The sequence below is a fragment of the Xanthomonas sp. 3058 genome (assembly GCF_014199765.1).
In the GTDB taxonomy this organism is placed as follows: Bacteria; Pseudomonadota; Gammaproteobacteria; order Xanthomonadales; family Xanthomonadaceae; genus Xanthomonas; species Xanthomonas campestris_B.
This window is the reverse complement of record NZ_JACHOF010000006.1, coordinates 62,179-78,825: the sequence shown is the minus strand read 5'-3', so window position 1 is coordinate 78,825 and position 16,647 is coordinate 62,179. Positions and strand designations below refer to the sequence as shown.

The window sequence follows — 16,647 nt, the reverse complement described above, 5'->3', positions numbered from 1 at the left end:
GCTCGCGCGCAAGCCGAATGCCAGACCTGTCACCCGCCGATGGCCTGTCGCCATCGGCGGGTGCAGCTGCCTCAGTCGTCCACTGGCGGATTGTCGCGCAGCCACGCGCTGCGCTCGGCCGGGGTCATCTTCTGCCAGCGTTGTTGCAGCGCGTTGCGCTGCTGCTGGTTGAGCGTGCGCATGCGTTCGAACAAGGCCTTGGCTTCGCGACGCTGCTCCGGGCTCATGTTGCGGAAGCGGTCCATGCCGGCCTTGGCCTGCGCGCGTTGTTCCGGCGTCATGTCCAGCCAACGGCGTGCGTGCCGGTACATGCGCGGGCGTTCTTCGGGCGCACCGTTCCAGCGCTCGCGCAGCGCATCGATCAGCACCTGACGCTGCGGCTGGGTCAGCTGGTCCCACGCGGGCATCGGGCTGTCGTCGCGCGATCCTGCGCTTCCCGGTCCGCGACCTTCCTGTGGTTGAGGTCCGGGCGGGTGGTTCTGTGCCGACAACACTGCGCAGGGTGCGGCGCATAGCAGCAGGGTCAACAGCAGGCGGGTCGTGCGGGTCATCGTGTTCATTCCATGGCCAGTGCGGTGTCGGACCCGAGCCAGACATACAGGTCCGGGTTCTGGGTCAGCATGTCGTCGGTATCAGGCGTGGCGGCGCTGCTGGCGATCGCCTGGGTCGGTGCGGTAACGGTCGGCGCGGTGTCGCCGGGGCGCAGTTGCAGGCCGATGCCGATCGCCAGCAATCCCGAACATGCCATCGCCAGTAACCAGTAACCGCGCCGTGGACGCGTGGTTGCCGAGGCGTGGCGGGCCTGCCGCAGCCGCGCGAGCGTTTGCGGCGGCAGGCTGGTCAGTGCGGTGGCATGCAGCTGGCGCAGGTGCGCGTCCAGTTGGGCCGGATCGTGGGAGCGGTTCACAGGAAATCCTCGAACTGTTTTTGCAACGCGTCGCGCGCACGCGACAAATGAGTTTTGACCGAGCCTTCGGAGCAGCCCATCGCCTTGGCGGTGGTGGCCACGTCCAGGTCTTCCAGCACGCGCAGCGTGAACGCTTCGCGCTGGCGCGCCGGCAGCTTGCGCAGCGCCTCGACCAGCCGTTGGTAGGCCTGTTGATGCTGTTGTTCGTCCACCGGCCCGGTGCCAGGGTCGGCCCAATCGATGGTGCCTTCGTCATCGGCGCGCTCGGCCGGTGCCCAGAACTTCAGGCGAAAGCTGCGCCGGCGCTGCAGGTCGATGATGCGGCTGCGCAAGATGCTCCAGAACAACGGCGTCCATTCGGCGGCCGGCCGCTCGCGGTAGCCGAGCAACTTCACCATGGCGTCCTGCACGGCATCCAGTGCGTCTTCGCGGTGGCGCAGACCGGCCTCGGCAAAGCGAAACGCACGCGGACCGATGCCGGCCAGGAAGGCGTCCAGCGAGACGGGCGCGGTCGCGGCCGGTGCGGCAGGTTGCGGATCGAAAGGGGTTCCCACCAGCACAGCGTAGCTTCCATGGAGACGATACGACGTCAACGGGCGAACGCAGATTCGGTTGACATGGCTACGCGCGGGCGTGGCGTGGGTATGATCGGCGGGCCGCACCGGCCAGTGGAGCGAAAGACGATGAGCGACGGATTCGTAGCGCTGTACATCTTCATGCTGGCGGCCATCGCCGGCCACGTCATCATCTCGCGGGTGCCGGTGATCCTGCATACCCCATTGATGTCCGGCTCCAATTTCATCCATGGCATCGTGCTGATCGGCGCGATGGTGGTGCTCGGTCATGCAGACACCACGCTGGAAAAAGCGCTGGGATTCGTGGCAGTGATGCTGGGTGCGGGCAACGCGGCCGGTGGCTACGTGGTGACCGAGCGGATGCTGGACATGTTCAAGTCCAGCAAGAAGCCGCCGAGCGGGGATGCGCCATGAACGTGTCCACCGCCGAATTGCTGTCGTGGCTGGTGAAGTCCAGCTATCTGGTGGCCGCAACGTTGTTCCTGCTCGGCCTGCAGCGCATGGCCTCCCCACTGACTGCGCGCAGCGGCATCCGTTGGGCCGGGCTGGGCATGTTGATCGCCACGCTGGCGACATTCTTTTTGCCCGAATTGCACAACGTGCCGCTGATCCTGGCCGCGCTGGCGATCGGCACCGGGGTGGCGTGGTGGTCGGCCAGGAAGGTCGCCATCACCGACATGCCGCAGATGGTGGCGCTGTACAACGGCATGGGCGGCGGGTCGGCGGCGGCGATCGGGGCGGTGGAGTTGCTGCGCTTTGCCTTTTTCGCTAACCGCGATACTGCGCACTGGAGCGCCCAGGCGATCGCCGAGCTGGCGGCACGGCGGCCGGACACCACCACGGTGATACTGGCGGTGATCGGTTCGGCGATCGGTGCGGTGTCGCTGTCCGGCTCGATCATCGCCTGGGCCAAGCTCGACGGCCGGCTCGACCGGCGGGTGACCTTCCCCGGCCAGCAGGCCTTCAACCTGGTGGTGGCGCTGGCGCTGCTGGCGCTCGGCATCTGGGCGGCCAGCAGCCTGCAGCCGCTGGCGATCATCGGCTTCTTCGTGGTGGCGCTAGCGCTGGGCGTGCTGATGACGCTGCCGATCGGCGGTGCCGATATGCCGGTGGTGATTTCGCTCTACAACGCTTTCACCGGCCTGGCGGTGGCCTTCGAAGGCTATGTGCTGGGCAACGAGGCGCTGATCATCGCCGGCATGATGGTCGGCGCGGCCGGTATCCTGCTGACGCGTTTGATGGCCAAGGCGATGAACCGGCCGATCAGCGGCGTGCTGTTTTCCAACTTCGGCGGCGGCGGGCAGGCGCAGGAGATCAGCGGTGCGCAGAAGCCGATCGAGGCCGGCGACGTGGCGGCGATGATGGCGTTCGCCGAGCGGGTGGTGATCGTGCCTGGCTATGGCATGGCGGTGGCGCAGGCGCAGCACAAGATCTGGGAGCTGGCGCAGCGGCTGATCGCGCGCGGGGTCAAGGTGAAGTTTGCGATCCATCCGGTTGCCGGGCGCATGCCCGGGCACATGAACGTGCTGCTGGCCGAAGCGGGTGTGCCGTACGACCTGATCGCCGACATGGACGACATCAATCCCGAGTTCGCCAGCACCGATGTGTCGCTGGTGATCGGCGCCAACGACGTGGTCAACCCGGTGGCCAAGACCGACCCGGCCAGCCCGATCTACGGCATGCCGATCCTGGAGGTGGTCAATTCGAAGAACACGGTGGTGATCAAGCGCGGCAAGGGCACCGGGTTTGCCGGCATCGAGAATGCGCTGTTCTATGCCGACAACACGCGCATGTTGTACGGCGATGGTGCGGAGGCGGCCGGTGCGTTGGTCAGCGAGCTGAAGGCGCTGGACGGGGGCGGGCACTGAGGCGTCGTGCGACCGGTTTAGCGGATGAATTCGTGCAGTCGCTTGGTCGAGGGGGTGTTCTCTCTCACTACCAAGGACCTTGTAGTGGAGCTGCAGAACAGCCGCTCCTAAGTTGATCTATTCGTGATTTGTCCGGCCAGTCGTAAACAAGCCAAGGAGTTTCAAGAAAATACCGGGCTTTGTGGGGCGTAGCGGTGTTTAAAGACATTCAAAAGTTCGGCTCGTCGAGTGCGCGGTGCCCTCACCGCTTGCGGGACACGCCGTGAATCCATCCGTGGAAGCTCCTTGGCGGCATCCATGCCGCCAAGGGTCCGGCAACCGGTGAGGACACCGCACCAGGAAGTTGGTTGGTGGCCAGTTGAGAAACTGCCTGTTGCGGTTGCGAGTCTTGCGTTGGGACGCTGAAAAGTTTGTAGGTTGCTTTGTTGAGCCGCTGCCGGTTATTTGGCTTGCGCTTGGGAAGCCGATCGAACGCACGGTGATCCGAACAACGCACACCATGCATTGCTTGCACCAGCGCACCGACCATCTCGCGTGGTCCTTGTCCGCCCACCGTCGCGGGACCTTACGCGGCATGGATGCCGCTACAAGGACGTACTTGCGGCGTGTCCTGCGAGGTGGGCGGGCAAGGGCCTTGCAGCCAAGTCGCAGAGCTCTCCCAGACATGGCTGCGTCAGGAAAATAAAGCGCTAGCGCTAAGCAGGAGCGGCATGACTTGAGCTGTGCAGATGAAGCATCAGCTTCAACGAATGCCTATCGGTAGCCGGTGCGAACGCGCCTGACTCAGCGCGCCGCCCACCAGGCCAGCACCAGTGCTGCGACGTAGCAGGCAAGGTCGAAGCCGTTATTGGCCAATTGCAGCAGGGTCCAGGCCAGGCCGGTGCCCATCTTCTGCGCCGAGGTCCACGGGTCCAGCCCCAGCGGGCCGCCGACTTGCGCGGAGGCAATGCCCCAGTTGGCACCGGCGATCACGAGCGCCGTGGCCACCAGGGTGATGCCGGTGCGCAGGGCGCCGGCGCGCAGCGTTCCCAGCCGCAGCATCCAGGCCACTTCCAGCGCGACCAGCAGCGCCATCCAGCCGGATTGATGGCCGAGCATCAGGGCAACCAGTATCCAGGCAATCAGGGCAGTGACGCATCCCAGTAGCAGGAGCGGGGGCCAGAGCCAGTGTGCGGTTCTGGCGGACGCGGACGTGGGCGGCATTGGAGCTCCTGACAGTGCGCACATGATAAGGCGCGTGAGCCGCTTTGCGCTGTGATGCGTGCGCCGATGGAATGCAGCGTCGTCGCTGGTTCCCTTCCAGACCGGCAGCGGCCTTGCCGTGGTCGGCTAGAATGACGGACTTGCGCGCATCCGGCGCGGCCCCATATCCAGCCCATGTACTCCCGTAGCAGCGAACCCGTCCAGTTCGAACGCGATTGCGATGCCGTCATGGTGCCGCAGGGCGATTCGGTGACCCTGCCCGCAGGCAGTTATGGCTACATCACCCAGGCGCTGGGGGGCAGCTATACCGTCTTCGTCGAAGGCAACCTGTTCCGCATTGCCGGCAAGGACGGCGATGCGATCGGCAAGGAGGCCCCGCCGGGGCTGGAACTGCCCGCCAACGCCAGCGACGAAGAAGTGGAAGCGCTGGTGTGGCAGCAGCTGCGTACCTGCTTCGACCCGGAAATTCCGTTCAATATCGTCGATCTGGGCCTGGTCTACGAGGCGGTGGTCAGCCATCGCGAGGAAGACGACCAGCGCCGGGTGGACGTCAAGATGACGCTCACCGCGCCCGGTTGCGGCATGGGCGAGATCCTGGTCGATGACGTGCGCAGCAAGGTGGAAATGATCCCGACCATTGCCGAGGCCGACGTCGAGCTGGTGTTCGACCCGCCGTGGGGCCGGCATATGATGTCCGAAGCGGCCCGTCTCGAAACCGGCATGCTCTGATCGTCAGGCGCCATGTCGAGCATGTGGCGCGTTCTTCCGTCCGCCATACAGGAAACTTCCGGTGTCCGTGTCCTTCGCTTCCAATCGTTCTCCGTCGCCGCGCAGTGCCGACGAACTGTCCGTGATCCTGGCCGCGCCCGGTTTCGGGCTGCATTTCACCGACCATATGGTCGCCATTTCCTGGAACAACGCGCAGGGCTGGCACGACGCACAAGTGCGCGCCTATGGTCCGCTGCAGCTGGATCCGGCCGCCTCGGTGCTGCATTACGGCCAGGAGATCTTCGAAGGCATCAAGGCCTACCGGCATGCCGATGGCTCGATCTGGACCTTCCGCCCGCAGGCCAATGGCGAGCGCCTGCAGCGCTCGGCGCGGCGCCTGGCACTGCCGGAATTGCCGGTGGACCTGTTCGTCGAATCGTTGCGCCAGCTGGTGGCCGTGGATGCCGGCTGGGTTCCGTCGGCACCTGAGACCAGCCTGTATTTCCGCCCGTTCATGATTGCCGACGAGGCATTCCTGGGCGTGCGCGCCGCGCACAAGGCCTCGTATTACGTGATCGCCAGTCCCGCCGGCCCGTACTTCGCCAAGGGCGTGGCGCCGGTGTCGATCTGGTTGTCCACCGAATATGCGCGTGCGGCCAAGGGCGGTACCGGCGCGGCCAAGTGCGGCGGCAACTACGCCGCCTCGCTGCTGCCGCAGCAGAAAGCCTTCGCGCAGGGCTGCTCGCAGGTGTTGTTCCTGGACCCGGTGGAAGGCAAGTACATCGAAGAACTGGGCGGCATGAATGTGTTCCTGGTCTACAAGGACGGCAGCCTGCTGACGCCGGAATTGTCCGGCAGCATCCTGGAAGGCATCACCCGCGACAGCATCCTGCAACTGGCCCGCGATCGCGGCATGCGCGTGATCGAGCGCAAGGTGTCCATCGACGAATGGAAGCAGGGCGTGGCATCGGGCGAGATTGCCGAGGTCTTCGCCTGCGGCACGGCTGCCGTGGTCACCCCGATCGGCGAGTTGAAGGGCGACGGCTTTGCGGTCGGCGACCTGTCCGCACCGGCGGGCGAAGTCACCATGTCGCTGCGCCAGGAGTTGACCGATATCCAGTACGGGCGCCTCCCGGACCGTCACGGCTGGCTGGTACGTCTGTTCTGACGCGATACGTCGCCTCGCGTCAAAAAATCGGCCCTTGCGCGCCCGCGCAGGGCCTTTTTTTTGACCTGCAGCAGCGCGGGGAGGTCATGGCAAGGTCAAAAATGGCGTAGATCAATCTGAATGCAGTTGTTGTGCGTCACAAAATTGACTTTTTAATTTTAAAAAGTGGGCATTTCGTATTGTCCAGTTTGGTTTGATTGAGATAGGTTCGATGAACGGATCGATAACAGGGGATCGATCCGGGGACCTCGGTGCTGGCCTAGGAAGGCGGCACCAGATAACACCGCTACGGCGGTTCTCTTTGATCTAGAAGGGAATTCGATGTCGAACGAGTCTTTCCGCAAGCGTCCTCGCATGCTCACCATCCTGAGCGTGACCGCGCTGACCTCATTGCTGCTGGCAACCCCGGCGTTCGCCGGCGAGGTCTACCTGGATGGTCTTGCCACTGCTCAGACCCACCAGAAATTCATCGTGACCTACAAGGACGGCAGCACCGCGCTGGCCAGCCCGACCGCGCTGAGCACCTCGTTGCGCACGGCTGCACGTGCCGTCCCGGCCAAGGCCGGCAAGGCGCTGGGCCTGAACTCGGTGCGCCGCCTGGCGTTGGGGCCGGAGCTGGTCAAGGCCGACCGCGCGCTGGATCGCACCGAAGCGGAAACCCTGATGCGTCAACTGGCCTCCGACCCGAATGTGCAAAGCGTCGAAGTCGACCAGATCCTGCGTGCGACCCTGACCCCGAACGATGCCCGCCTGTCCGAGCAGTGGGGCTTCGGCACCACCAACGCCGGTCTCAATATCCGCCCGGCCTGGGACAAGGCCACCGGCGCCAATGTGGTGGTCGCCGTGATCGACACCGGCATCACCAACCATGCCGATCTCAACGCCAACATCCTGCCGGGCTATGACTTCATCAGCGATGCGAGCAGCGCGCGCGACGGCAACGGGCGCGACAGCAACGCTGCCGACGAAGGCGATTGGTATGCAGCCAACGAGTGCGGCTCCGGCGTTCCGGCGTCCAATTCCAGCTGGCACGGCACCCACGTGGCCGGCACCGTCGCGGCAGTGACCAACAACAGCACCGGCGTGGCAGGGACTGCCTACAACGCCAAGGTCGTTCCGGTGCGGGTGCTCGGCAAGTGCGGCGGTTCGCTGTCGGACATTTCCGACGCCATTGTCTGGGCCTCGGGCGGCAGCGTCAGCGGCGTTCCGGCCAATGCCAACCCTGCCGAAGTGATCAACATGTCGCTCGGCGGCGGCGGTTCGTGTTCGTCCACCCTGCAGAACGCGATCAACGGCGCGGTGTCGCGCGGCACCACCGTGGTGGTGGCGGCCGGCAACAGCGCGGCCAACGTGTCCGGCTCGCTGCCGGCCAACTGCGCCAACGTGATTGCGGTGGCGGCCACCACTTCGGCGGGTGCCAAGGCCAGCTATTCCAACTTCGGCGCCGGCATCGATGTGTCCGCGCCGGGCTCGGCGATCCTGTCCACGCTCAACAGCGGCACCACCACCCCGGGCAGTGCCAGCTACGCGTCCTACAACGGCACCTCGATGGCGGCGCCGCATGTGGCCGGCGTGGTCGCGCTGGTGCAGTCGGTGGCGCCGGCCGTGCTCACTCCTGCAGCGGTGGAGACCCTGTTGAAGAACACCGCGCGTGCCTTGCCGGGCGCCTGCTCGGGCGGCTGCGGTGCCGGCCTCGTCGATGCCAATGCGGCCGTCACCGCCGCGATCGATGGCAGTGACGGCGGTGGCGGTGATCCCGGCAATACGTTGACCAACGGCACTCCCGTGACCGGCCTGGGTGCTTCCAGCGGTGGGGAGCTCAACTACACCATCGCCGTTCCTTCCGGCAGCGGCACCTTGACGGTGGCGATCAGCGGCGGCAGCGGCGATGCGGATCTGTACGTAGGTGCCGGCAGTGCGCCGACCGACACCAGCTACATCTGCCGTCCGTATCGCGACGGCAATTCCGAAACCTGCACCATCAGCGCGCCGTCGGGTACCTACTACATACGCGTCAAGGCCTACAGCACGTTCTCCGGTGTGACCCTGACCGCCAGTTACTGAGGCGGTTCAACGGTGGTCTGCGCTCCCTGGCCACGCCGTCAGGGGGCGCTGATTCTCCAGCTTCACCCCATGCGATGTCTTGCCCACGTCTGCCCGCTCGGCAGGCGCTGGCGGCGCATGGCCGCTTGGTCGGAACGGCACCGGCCAGGTTCTTCCTGTCGGGCACGTCGCCCGCGCAGTTTCCGGCCCGATCCGCAGTGCGCGGTGAAGCGTCGGTCTTGTCGCCGCAGCTGCGGCACCTCTCAATAAGGAACGATCGATGTCCAATGTGTCGCAACGTCGTGCGCCTTCGCGCACGCTGGTGGTCCTGGGGGTCTGCGCGCTGACCTCGTTGCTGGCGGTGCCGGCGTTCGCCGGGCAGGTCAACCTTTCCGGGCTTGACTCGCAACCCACGCTGGACCGCTTCATCGTCAAGTACAGGGATGGCTCCAGCGCCGCAGTGAGCCCGACCTCGCTGCGTGCATCGCTCACCTCCGTCGCCACCGCAGTGCCGGCACGCGCCGGGCGCGCGCTGGGCCTGAACCACGTGCGGCGTACCGCGCTGGGGTCGGAAGTGCTCAAGACCGACCGTGGCCTGGACCGTGCGGAAGCCGAAACGCTGATGCGCCGGCTCGCTGCCGACCCCAGCGTGGAGTACGTGGAGATCGACCAGATCATGTACCCGACGCTGACCCCGAACGACCCGCGCCTGTCCGAGCAATGGGGCTTCGGCACCACCGCAGCGAGCATCAACGTGCGCCCGGCGTGGGATACCGCCACCGGTACCGGTGTGGTCGTTGCGGTGATCGACACCGGCATCACCAGCCACCCGGACCTCAATGCCAACGTGCTGCCGGGCTACGACTTCATCAGCGATGCGGCGCGCGCACGCGACAACAACGGGCGCGACAACAATCCGGCCGACCAGGGCGACTGGCGCGCCGCCAACCAATGTGGCTCTGGTGTGGGGGCCGCCAACTCCAGCTGGCACGGCACCCACGTGGCCGGCACCATCGCTGCGGTCACCAACAACAGCACCGGCGTGGCCGGCACCGCGTTCAACGCGCGCATCGTGCCGATCCGTGCGTTGGGGCTGTGCGGCGGGACCACCTCCGATATCGCCGATGCAATCGTCTGGGCCTCCGGCGGCAGCGTCTCCGGCGTGCCGGCCAATGCCAACCCGGCCGAAGTGATCAACATGTCGCTGGGCGGCAGCGGCAGCTGTTCGAGCACCTATCAAAACGCCATCAACGGCGCGGTGTCGCGCGGCACCACCGTGGTGGTGGCGGCCGGCAACAGCAACGCCAACGTGGCCAACTTCACCCCGGCCAGCTGCGCCAACGTGATCTCGGTGGCGTCCATCACCTCGGACGGTGCGCGTTCGAGCTTCTCCAACTTCGGCAGCACCATCGACATCTCCGGACCGGGCTCGGCGATCCTGTCAACGCTCAACAGCGGCACGACCACCCCGGGCAGCGCCAGCTACGCGTCCTATAACGGCACCTCGATGGCGGCCCCACATGTGGCCGGTGTGGTCGCGCTGGTGCAGTCGGCAGCGACACGCCCGCTGACTCCTGCGGCGGTGGAGACCTTGTTGAAGAACACGGCGCGTCCGCTGCCGGGCGCCTGCTCGGGCGGTTGCGGTGCCGGCATCGTCAACGCGGCCGGCGCGGTGAGCCAGACTCCGTAAGTGCCTCGTGGTGCCAGCGGGCAAGCCGCTGGCACTGCGGAAACCTGCGATGCCGTGCGCAGCAACACGCCCGGTATTCCCACTGCCCCGCTTCGGCGGGGCAGTGGCGTTTCAGCGGATGCCGCCGTGCCGGCGCCCAGCCCCTTTGGCCGGGGGGGGGGGGGGGCAGGCCATCGTCGGTCGGTGGACGTGCCCTACGACAGCATGCGTCGGCATCGTGCGGCTTCGGCTGCGCCACGCACGCCTTGGGAACGATCGTTGGGGCGTTGACACCCGCTAATCGCAAAGGTTGCCCAGCCGCGCCTGCAATGCGGCGGCGATGCCATCGCCTGGCAATTCCAGCAGCAACCCGCGTTGCCCGGCGTTGATCCACAGCGACGGGGCATCCAGTGCACTGGCTTCGATCAGCACCGGCGCCTGGCGTTGTTGACCGACCGGACTGATGCCGCCGACCTTGTAGCCGGTGCGACGTTCCGCATCGGTCACCTCCATCATGCGCGCCGATTTGCCGCTGCAGGCGCTGGCCAGTTTCTTCAGCGACACCCGGCGGTCGCACGGGATCACCACGCAGACGGCCTGGTCATCGACCCAGGCCATCAAGGTTTTCAGCACCGTGTGCGGCGCCAGTCCCAGCGCGTGCGCGGCCTGCAAGCCCTTGGCGTCGGCATCGGCCTGGTATGGGTAGGGGTGCAGCACATACGCCACGCCGGCCGCGTCCAATGCCTTGGTCGCGCGGGTGGCCTTGCTCATGGCGTCAGAGCGACTCGAAGCGGTTGGCGGCGACGTTCTTGCGGACCTTTTCCGGGTTCCAGATGCGCCCGTTCATGGCGATGTAGACGCCGGCCGGCAACGACTGCACCGCACCGACCGCGCAGCCGATGTTGAACTCGGCATCCGAGCCGCGGAAGCGCGCCGGATTCAGGGCGCCGGTCATCACGATGGTCTTGTCGGTAATCGACTGCAGTACCTTGCCGGTGTCCACCATCGAGTCGGTGCCGTGGGTGATCAGCACGTGGCGCGTCGGCTGGGCGGCGATGGTGGCGCGCACCAGTTCGCGGTCGGCATCGGTGATGTGCAGCGAGTCCTTGCGGATGATCGGAATCACCGAGAACCGGAAGGTCACGCCCAGTTCCTTGAGGATCTGGCCGATCTGCGGGTCGCCGATCTGGTAGTCCGATTTGTCGTCGAAGTAGATCTTGTCGATCGTGCCACCGGTAGTGACGATCAGGAGGTCTTCCATTGCTGCGAGTCCTTCAAGCGGGCGCGGTGCAGGCCGCGCAAGGGCCGCCATGATACAGCCCGGCCAAGAGGCCGGCTGTACGTCCGCTACCGCGGCCGGGTCGGGCTGGTCAAAACATGCGTGCGTGCAGTGGCGAAATATGCAACAACGGTACATGCGCTTGGGGGAGCCGGCGCAAGCGTGCTGCAGGCAGAAGATGAGCGGGGGGTACGTTCAATCCGCAGCGATCGTTGCACATGGTCCTGGCATCGAGCACGCAGCATTCACCGCTACCGGCATCGGAACCGTGTGGATGTTCCAACTCGCGTGTGCATGGCTGCTACATGCGGCAGTGCAAAACACCGCGTGATCCACGCAATGCTCCAGCACGCCATGTGCGTGTCCTGCGTCACGGACGCGAGAATAAGCGGCGGCAGACATTGATTTTTCATCTTGTCGGTCAATAGTGGGCGTGCCTTGAGCACTGCGGTGCCGCCATCGTCCCGTTCCCGGAGAAACGTATGAAAAAAGTCTTGTCGATGCTGCGCGCGCTGACGTGCGCGATGGGCGTTCTGCTGGCGAGTCAGGCAGCTGCGCAGACGGTGACGATCACGCCAGGTCAGACCTACCAGACAGTGCGCGGCTTCGGCGGCATGAATGGTGCCGGCTGGATCGATGACCTGACACCCGCGCAGGTGGATCTGGCGTATGGCAGCGGTAGTGGGCAGATCGGGCTGTCGATCCTGCGCATGCGCATCGACCCGTCCAGCGCCGGCTGGGCGGCCCAGGTGCCCACGGCGACCCGCGTGCGTGCGCTGGGTGGGCTGGTATTCGCAAGCCCGTGGTCGCCACCGGCTTACATGAAGTCCAACAACAGCCTGATCAACGGCGGCAAATTGCTGCCCCGCTATTACGCCGCCTACACCACGCACCTACTCGATTTCGCCAACTACATGGCTGGCAAGGGGGTGCCGTTGTATGCCATTTCCCTGCAAAACGAGCCCGATTGGCATCCGGCATACGAGTCGGCTGACTGGAGCGGTAGCGACTTCGTCAACTATCTCGGCAGCGAAGGCAGCAAGTTCGGCGACCTCAAGGTCATCGTCGGCGAGTCGGTGGGCTTCACTTTCTCCATCACCGACCCCGTTCTCAACAACGCCACTGCGAATCAGGCCACCGACATCGTGGCCGGTCATCTGTACGGCGCGACGCCGCGCGACTACGCGTTGGCGCGCAGCAAGGGCAAACAGGTGTGGATGACCGAACATTACACCGACAACACCGATGCCAACGCCTGGCCGTCCGCGCTGGGTGTGGCCAGCGAGCTGCACGCCAGCATGGCGGCTAATTTCAATGCGTATGTCTGGTGGTACATCCGGCGCAGCTACGGGCTGATCGGCGAAAACGGCGCAGTGAGCAAGCGCGGCTACGTCATGTCGCAATTTGCACGCTTCGTGCGACCCGGCTCGGTGCGCATCGGCGCCACCGAACACCCGTATGCGGATGTCTCCGTCACCGCGTACCGCCGGCCGGACAACACGTTGGTGCTGGTGGCGGTCAATACCGGCAGCAACCATCAGCGACTGGATCTGGTGCTACCGGCCGGCGCTGCCGCGCAGTTCGCCAAATACAGCACCTCGAGCACACTCAATGTCGGCCCCGGCGGCACGTATGCGGTGGTCGGCGGCAAGACCTCGCTGTATCTCGACCCGCAGAGCGTGACCACACTGGTCGGTCAATGAGTGGCAGTAGCCTGAGGGCTGCAACCGGACGCGCCGGTACAACCTGCGTCGCGCAACTTGACATGCCTCATCGTGGATGGCGCTTCTTGCCCAAGCGCGCCGCCATGCCGGGGCCGCCGACCAGCGCCACCACCAGCAGGGCCAGCAGCAGTTCGAGCCAGGCCAGCCCACGTACCCCGGGCTGGCTCCAGGCTGCCATCACGCCGTGACTGAACCAGCCCAGCGCAAACACGCCGGCCCAGAATCGCGCGCGCGCGCTGTGCAAGGCCAGCGCAGCCATCAGCGCAGGCGGCAGTGCGAAGACCAGCAACGACGCTAGCTGGTGGCGGTCGTCGCGAAACCAGATCACGAACAGCAGCGTCAGCGCGACCAGCGCGGCGGTCAGCAACCAATGGATGGCGCGCAGGCTCATGGGTTGGCCAGCCGCCGCGCGATATCGGCAACCCGGCGGCCCAGCGCACGTGCCAGCAGGGCTTCGTCGTCGCTGGGCTGCGGGTCGCCGCCGGCGCCGGAGACGTGGCTGGCGCCATACGGCGTGCCGCCGCTGGTGGTGTGGCTCAACGCGGCCTCGGTGAAAGGAATGCCGACGATCAGGCAGCCGTGATGCAGTAGCGGCAGGTGCATCGACAGCAGGGTGGATTCCTGGCCGCCGTGCATCGAGGCGGTAGAGGTGAATACGCCTGCGGGTTTGCCGGCCAGGGTGCCGCTGGCCCACTCGGCGCCCAGGCTGTCGAGAAAATGCTTCATCGGCGCGGCCATGTTGCCGAAGCGGGTCGGGCTGCCCAGCAGCAGACCGCTGCAGTCGGCCAGATCGGCCTTGTCCACATAGGGCGCGCCCTCGTCCGGCACCGGCGGGGCGCTGGTCTGAGTCACGGCCGCCACCGGCGGCACCGTGCGCAGGCGCGCGCTCATGCCCGGCACTTCGCCGATACCGCGCGCGATCTGCCGCGCCAGCCGCGCTACCGAACCGCCACGGCTGTAATACAGCACCAGAATCTCCGCCATCGCGCATCTACCGCCTGTGTGAGTTGCCGCAGTATCGGCCAAGCCAGCATGTTGCTGCACGCCGCACCTGCGTGAGCGCGGGTTAGGCACTGCGAGATGAGAAGCGCTGCTCGTCGGCGCCGCGTGCCGGGTTGGCTTGTAGGCAAGGCAAGGCAGGCCAGTCCGGCACCGCTCCACCGCTGACGGTCGACCCAACCGAGCCTGTGGCGCGGCGAAACAAGGCTTGCGCTGCAGCCCAGGCTCGCGGCCGTCTGGATACGGCGCGCAACGCGATAGCGCCGCGCCCCGGGCTACTTCGCACTCACTTCGGCGGACATGACACGCGCTGCGGCCGCGACGACGGCGCATCGGGTACCCTTGCGCGATGTTGCGTGTGAACAAACTCGATCAATGGAAAGAGCGCCTGCGCGATCGCGCGCGGACGGTGAGCTTCGGGCGCTTCCTGTGGCGCCGCTTTCTCGATGACCGCCTGTTCCAGGCGGCGGCTTCGCTCGCCTACACCACGGTGTTCGCACTGGTCCCGCTGGCGATCGTGGTGTTCGGCGTGTTGTCGGCGTTCCCGGCCTTCAATGAGTGGAAGGACGCGCTGACCGACTTCATCTTCAACAACTTCGTGCCCGGCGCGGCACGTTCGGTGCAGAACTACCTCAACCGTTCGCTGGAAGACCTGGGCAAGTTCACCGTGGCCGGTATGGTGGCGCTGGTGGCCTCGTTGCTGATCACCTTGCACAGCATCGAGCAGACCTTCAACAGCATCTGGCGTGTGGCCGCCGCACGGCCCAAGGTGACGCGCTTTCTGATCTATTGGACCGTGCTGACCCTGGGCACGATGTTGGCCGCTGCCTCGATGGCGATGGCCGCCTACGTGTTCGCGTTGCCGCTGTTCCGCACCACCGAAGGCCAGTGGCTGGCCGAATTCGCCTGGCGGCTGGCACCGATGGCGGTGGAGTTCGTCTGCATCGTGCTGATCTACCGCGTGGTGCCGCAGCATGTGGTGCGGTTGCGGCATGCACTGCCGGGCGCGCTGCTGGCGGTGATCCTGATGGAGATCGTCAAATGGGGCTTCGGCTTCTATCTCGGCAATTTCCAGACCTATCAACGTATTTATGGCGCACTGTCGGCATTGCCGATCCTGCTGCTGTGGATCTATCTGAGCTGGGTATCGGTATTGCTGGGCGCCTCGCTGGCGTCGTCGATGGCGGCATTCCGCTATCAGCCCGAAGCGATGCGGCTGCCGCCGGGCTTTGAAATCTATGGGCTGTTGCGGTTGCTCGGTCGTTTCCGGCAGGCGCGGCTCCACGGCAACGGGCTCGACGAAGACCGCATCCTGGCGCTGGAACCCATGCTCACCGACACGCTGATGCAGGAGCTGCTATGCGAGCTCAAGCGCATCCGCCTGCTGCGCCGCGACGAACGCGGCCAATGGCTGCTGGCGCGCGATCTGGACGTGGTGCCGCTGGCCGAGCTCTACGACAACTGCCAGCTGCGCGTGCCGATCGAAGACCGCCCGTTGCCGTGTCGCGACGATGCCTATGGCCAGGTTGCAGCGGCAGCGCTGGAACAACTGCGTCAACCCTTGCGCAGCGTGCTGTCGCGACCGGTCGGCGACCTTTACACCCACCTCCCCGGAGATCCTCCATGACCGTGCGCCTTGTGCGCGGCGCCTGTGCGCTGCTGTTGCCGCTGTTGTTGCTGACCGCCTGCAAGCCCGCCAGCGAGAGCGCCTCTCCCGCCGGCACGGTCGCCGCGCCGGCAACGACCACCCAGGAACCGGGCAAGCCGGCCGCTGCCGCCGACCCCGCCAGCGCGGCCAACACCTCGGTGGTGCAGCAGACCGCCGACATGCCCAAGCTCTCGCTACCGACCGTGACCGGGCAGACCTATGACCTGGCCGCGCACCGTGGCAAGTGGGTGGTGGTCAATTTCTGGGCCACCTGGTGCGCGCCGTGCCTGAAGGAAATGCCCGAGCTGTCGGCGCTGCACACCATGCGCGACACCATCGAAGTGGTGGGCCTGGCCTACGAGGACATCACCACCGCCGACATGCAGGCTTTCCTGAAGGACCATCCGGTGTCATATCCGGTGGCCATCCTCGACCCGTACCAGCCGCCGCAGGACTTCGCCACGCCACGGGGTCTGCCGATGACCTATCTGATCGGACCGGACGGCAAGGTGGCCAAGCAATTTCTCGGCCCGGTCACCGCACACGACATCGAAACGGTGGTCGGCATCACCGGCAAGGCCGGCTGATGCAGGCGGCGCGCTTCGTCATTACCGGGGTGGTGCAGGGCGTGTGGTATCGCGCCTCCACCCGCGAGCGCGCCGTTGCATTGGGCTTGCGTGGACACGCCCGCAATCTGGTCGACGGCAGCGTGGAAGTCGTCGCTGCCGGTAGCGATGCCGCCCTGGACGCACTGGAAACCTGGTTGTGGCAAGGCCCGCCGGCGGCAAAGGTCGCGGCGGTGACACACACGCCCTGCACGATTGCGCCGACTGAAGAATTTGTAACTGGCTGAGTA

At 66.0% G+C, this 16,647-nt stretch carries 18 protein-coding genes; 10 read left to right on the top strand and 8 right to left on the bottom strand.

The features are described 5' to 3' along the window. Positions 1-71: 71 nt before the first annotated feature. Genes GGR61_RS10250 through GGR61_RS10240 form a run of 3 tightly spaced genes read right to left on the bottom strand, consistent with a single transcriptional unit; the run spans position 72 to position 1,467 of the window. A complete protein-coding gene (locus tag GGR61_RS10250) occupies positions 72-551 on the bottom strand; it encodes a DUF3106 domain-containing protein (protein ID WP_184621307.1) in 480 nt (159 codons plus the stop codon). A 5-nt stretch (positions 552-556) separates the two neighbouring features. After that, positions 557-907, bottom strand: coding sequence for a hypothetical protein (locus GGR61_RS10245; RefSeq protein ID WP_184621306.1), 351 nt, complete (start codon positions 905-907; stop codon positions 557-559). Continuing rightward, entirely contained in the window at positions 904-1,467 is a 564-nt protein-coding gene (locus tag GGR61_RS10240) for an RNA polymerase sigma factor (protein WP_184407255.1), read from the bottom strand. The genes GGR61_RS10245 and GGR61_RS10240 overlap by 4 nt, the downstream gene beginning before the upstream one ends. A 123-nt stretch (positions 1,468-1,590) precedes the next feature. Here GGR61_RS10240 and GGR61_RS10235 point away from each other — a divergent pair, with 123 nt between their 5' ends. Then, entirely contained in the window at positions 1,591-1,896 is a 306-nt protein-coding gene (locus tag GGR61_RS10235) for an NAD(P) transhydrogenase subunit alpha (protein ID WP_184407254.1), read from the top strand. Further along, positions 1,893-3,350, top strand: coding sequence for an NAD(P)(+) transhydrogenase (Re/Si-specific) subunit beta (locus GGR61_RS10230; RefSeq protein ID WP_184621305.1), 1,458 nt, complete (start codon positions 1,893-1,895; stop codon positions 3,348-3,350). Before GGR61_RS10235 ends, GGR61_RS10230 begins: the two co-directional genes overlap by 4 nt. Before the next feature lie 783 nt (positions 3,351-4,133). On the opposite strand, the gene GGR61_RS10225 is transcribed toward GGR61_RS10230, so the two are convergent. Then, on the bottom strand, positions 4,134-4,553 hold the full coding sequence (locus GGR61_RS10225) for a hypothetical protein (RefSeq protein WP_184407252.1): 420 nt from the start codon (positions 4,551-4,553) through the stop codon (positions 4,134-4,136). A gap of 174 nt (positions 4,554-4,727) precedes the next feature. Here GGR61_RS10225 and sufT point away from each other — a divergent pair, with 174 nt between their 5' ends. The 4 genes from sufT to GGR61_RS10205 all read left to right on the top strand — a co-directional run bounded on the left by sufT (position 4,728) and on the right by GGR61_RS10205 (position 10,162). After that, on the top strand, positions 4,728-5,282 hold the full coding sequence (gene sufT, locus GGR61_RS10220; protein ID WP_017156958.1) for a putative Fe-S cluster assembly protein SufT: 555 nt from the start codon (positions 4,728-4,730) through the stop codon (positions 5,280-5,282). A gap of 61 nt (positions 5,283-5,343) precedes the next feature. Continuing rightward, a complete protein-coding gene (locus GGR61_RS10215) occupies positions 5,344-6,429 on the top strand; it encodes a branched-chain amino acid aminotransferase (RefSeq protein ID WP_184621304.1) in 1,086 nt (361 codons plus the stop codon). Between the two features lie 321 nt (positions 6,430-6,750). After that, positions 6,751-8,493: a S8 family peptidase gene (locus GGR61_RS10210; RefSeq protein ID WP_184621303.1), complete on the top strand. Its 1,743-nt coding sequence runs from the start codon at positions 6,751-6,753 to the stop codon at positions 8,491-8,493. A 259-nt stretch (positions 8,494-8,752) separates the two neighbouring features. After that, complete coding sequence (locus tag GGR61_RS10205; protein ID WP_184407249.1) at positions 8,753-10,162, top strand: S8 family peptidase; 1,410 nt, start codon at positions 8,753-8,755, stop codon at positions 10,160-10,162. A gap of 276 nt (positions 10,163-10,438) precedes the next feature. On the opposite strand, the gene ybaK is transcribed toward GGR61_RS10205, so the two are convergent. Both ybaK and GGR61_RS10195 read right to left on the bottom strand, forming a co-directional pair. Then, the gene (gene ybaK / locus GGR61_RS10200) at positions 10,439-10,912 is read right to left on the bottom strand and encodes a Cys-tRNA(Pro) deacylase (RefSeq protein WP_184621302.1); all 474 of its coding nucleotides are present in this window, start codon (positions 10,910-10,912) and stop codon (positions 10,439-10,441) included. A gap of 4 nt (positions 10,913-10,916) precedes the next feature. Further along, the gene (locus GGR61_RS10195; RefSeq protein WP_184407247.1) at positions 10,917-11,402 is read right to left on the bottom strand and encodes an asparaginase domain-containing protein; all 486 of its coding nucleotides are present in this window, start codon (positions 11,400-11,402) and stop codon (positions 10,917-10,919) included. A 500-nt stretch (positions 11,403-11,902) separates the two neighbouring features. On the opposite strand from GGR61_RS10195, the gene GGR61_RS10190 reads away from it, so the two are divergent. After that, positions 11,903-13,123 carry a glycoside hydrolase family 30 beta sandwich domain-containing protein gene (locus GGR61_RS10190; RefSeq protein WP_184407246.1) on the top strand — a complete coding sequence of 407 codons (1,221 nt, stop codon included), beginning with the start codon at positions 11,903-11,905 and terminating at the stop codon, positions 13,121-13,123. A 67-nt stretch (positions 13,124-13,190) separates the two neighbouring features. Here GGR61_RS10190 and GGR61_RS10185 read toward each other — a convergent pair whose 3' ends face one another. Then, complete coding sequence (locus GGR61_RS10185) at positions 13,191-13,535, bottom strand: DUF2069 domain-containing protein (RefSeq protein WP_184621301.1); 345 nt, start codon at positions 13,533-13,535, stop codon at positions 13,191-13,193. Further along, positions 13,532-14,128 carry an NAD(P)H:quinone oxidoreductase gene (gene wrbA / locus GGR61_RS10180; RefSeq protein ID WP_184407244.1) on the bottom strand — a complete coding sequence of 199 codons (597 nt, stop codon included), beginning with the start codon at positions 14,126-14,128 and terminating at the stop codon, positions 13,532-13,534. Before wrbA ends, GGR61_RS10185 begins: the two co-directional genes overlap by 4 nt. 364 nt (positions 14,129-14,492) lie before the next feature. Between wrbA and GGR61_RS10175 the strand changes: the two genes are divergently transcribed. Genes GGR61_RS10175 through GGR61_RS10165 form a run of 3 tightly spaced genes read left to right on the top strand, consistent with a single transcriptional unit; the run spans position 14,493 to position 16,644 of the window. Further along, positions 14,493-15,770, top strand: coding sequence for a YihY family inner membrane protein (locus GGR61_RS10175; protein WP_184407243.1), 1,278 nt, complete (start codon positions 14,493-14,495; stop codon positions 15,768-15,770). Further along, on the top strand, positions 15,767-16,378 hold the full coding sequence (locus tag GGR61_RS10170; RefSeq protein WP_184621300.1) for a TlpA disulfide reductase family protein: 612 nt from the start codon (positions 15,767-15,769) through the stop codon (positions 16,376-16,378). Before GGR61_RS10175 ends, GGR61_RS10170 begins: the two co-directional genes overlap by 4 nt. Continuing rightward, entirely contained in the window at positions 16,378-16,644 is a 267-nt protein-coding gene (locus GGR61_RS10165) for an acylphosphatase (RefSeq protein WP_184621299.1), read from the top strand. Before GGR61_RS10170 ends, GGR61_RS10165 begins: the two co-directional genes overlap by 1 nt. The last annotated feature ends 3 nt before the right edge of the window (positions 16,645-16,647 follow it).

Coding starts and splice junctions, on each gene's coding strand:
- GGR61_RS10250 (WP_184621307.1), bottom strand. CDS start 551: ATGACCCGCACGACCCGCCTGCTGTTGACCCTGCTGCTATGCGCCGCA.
- GGR61_RS10235 (WP_184407254.1), top strand. CDS start 1,591: ATGAGCGACGGATTCGTAGCGCTGTACATCTTCATGCTGGCGGCCATC.
- GGR61_RS10230 (WP_184621305.1), top strand. CDS start 1,893: ATGAACGTGTCCACCGCCGAATTGCTGTCGTGGCTGGTGAAGTCCAGC.
- GGR61_RS10225 (WP_184407252.1), bottom strand. CDS start 4,553: ATGCCGCCCACGTCCGCGTCCGCCAGAACCGCACACTGGCTCTGGCCC.
- sufT (WP_017156958.1), top strand. CDS start 4,728: ATGTACTCCCGTAGCAGCGAACCCGTCCAGTTCGAACGCGATTGCGAT.
- GGR61_RS10210 (WP_184621303.1), top strand. CDS start 6,751: ATGTCGAACGAGTCTTTCCGCAAGCGTCCTCGCATGCTCACCATCCTG.
- GGR61_RS10205 (WP_184407249.1), top strand. CDS start 8,753: ATGTCCAATGTGTCGCAACGTCGTGCGCCTTCGCGCACGCTGGTGGTC.
- ybaK (WP_184621302.1), bottom strand. CDS start 10,912: ATGAGCAAGGCCACCCGCGCGACCAAGGCATTGGACGCGGCCGGCGTG.
- GGR61_RS10195 (WP_184407247.1), bottom strand. CDS start 11,402: ATGGAAGACCTCCTGATCGTCACTACCGGTGGCACGATCGACAAGATC.
- GGR61_RS10190 (WP_184407246.1), top strand. CDS start 11,903: ATGAAAAAAGTCTTGTCGATGCTGCGCGCGCTGACGTGCGCGATGGGC.
- GGR61_RS10185 (WP_184621301.1), bottom strand. CDS start 13,535: ATGAGCCTGCGCGCCATCCATTGGTTGCTGACCGCCGCGCTGGTCGCG.
- wrbA (WP_184407244.1), bottom strand. CDS start 14,128: ATGGCGGAGATTCTGGTGCTGTATTACAGCCGTGGCGGTTCGGTAGCG.
- GGR61_RS10175 (WP_184407243.1), top strand. CDS start 14,493: ATGTTGCGTGTGAACAAACTCGATCAATGGAAAGAGCGCCTGCGCGAT.
- GGR61_RS10170 (WP_184621300.1), top strand. CDS start 15,767: ATGACCGTGCGCCTTGTGCGCGGCGCCTGTGCGCTGCTGTTGCCGCTG.
- GGR61_RS10165 (WP_184621299.1), top strand. CDS start 16,378: ATGCAGGCGGCGCGCTTCGTCATTACCGGGGTGGTGCAGGGCGTGTGG.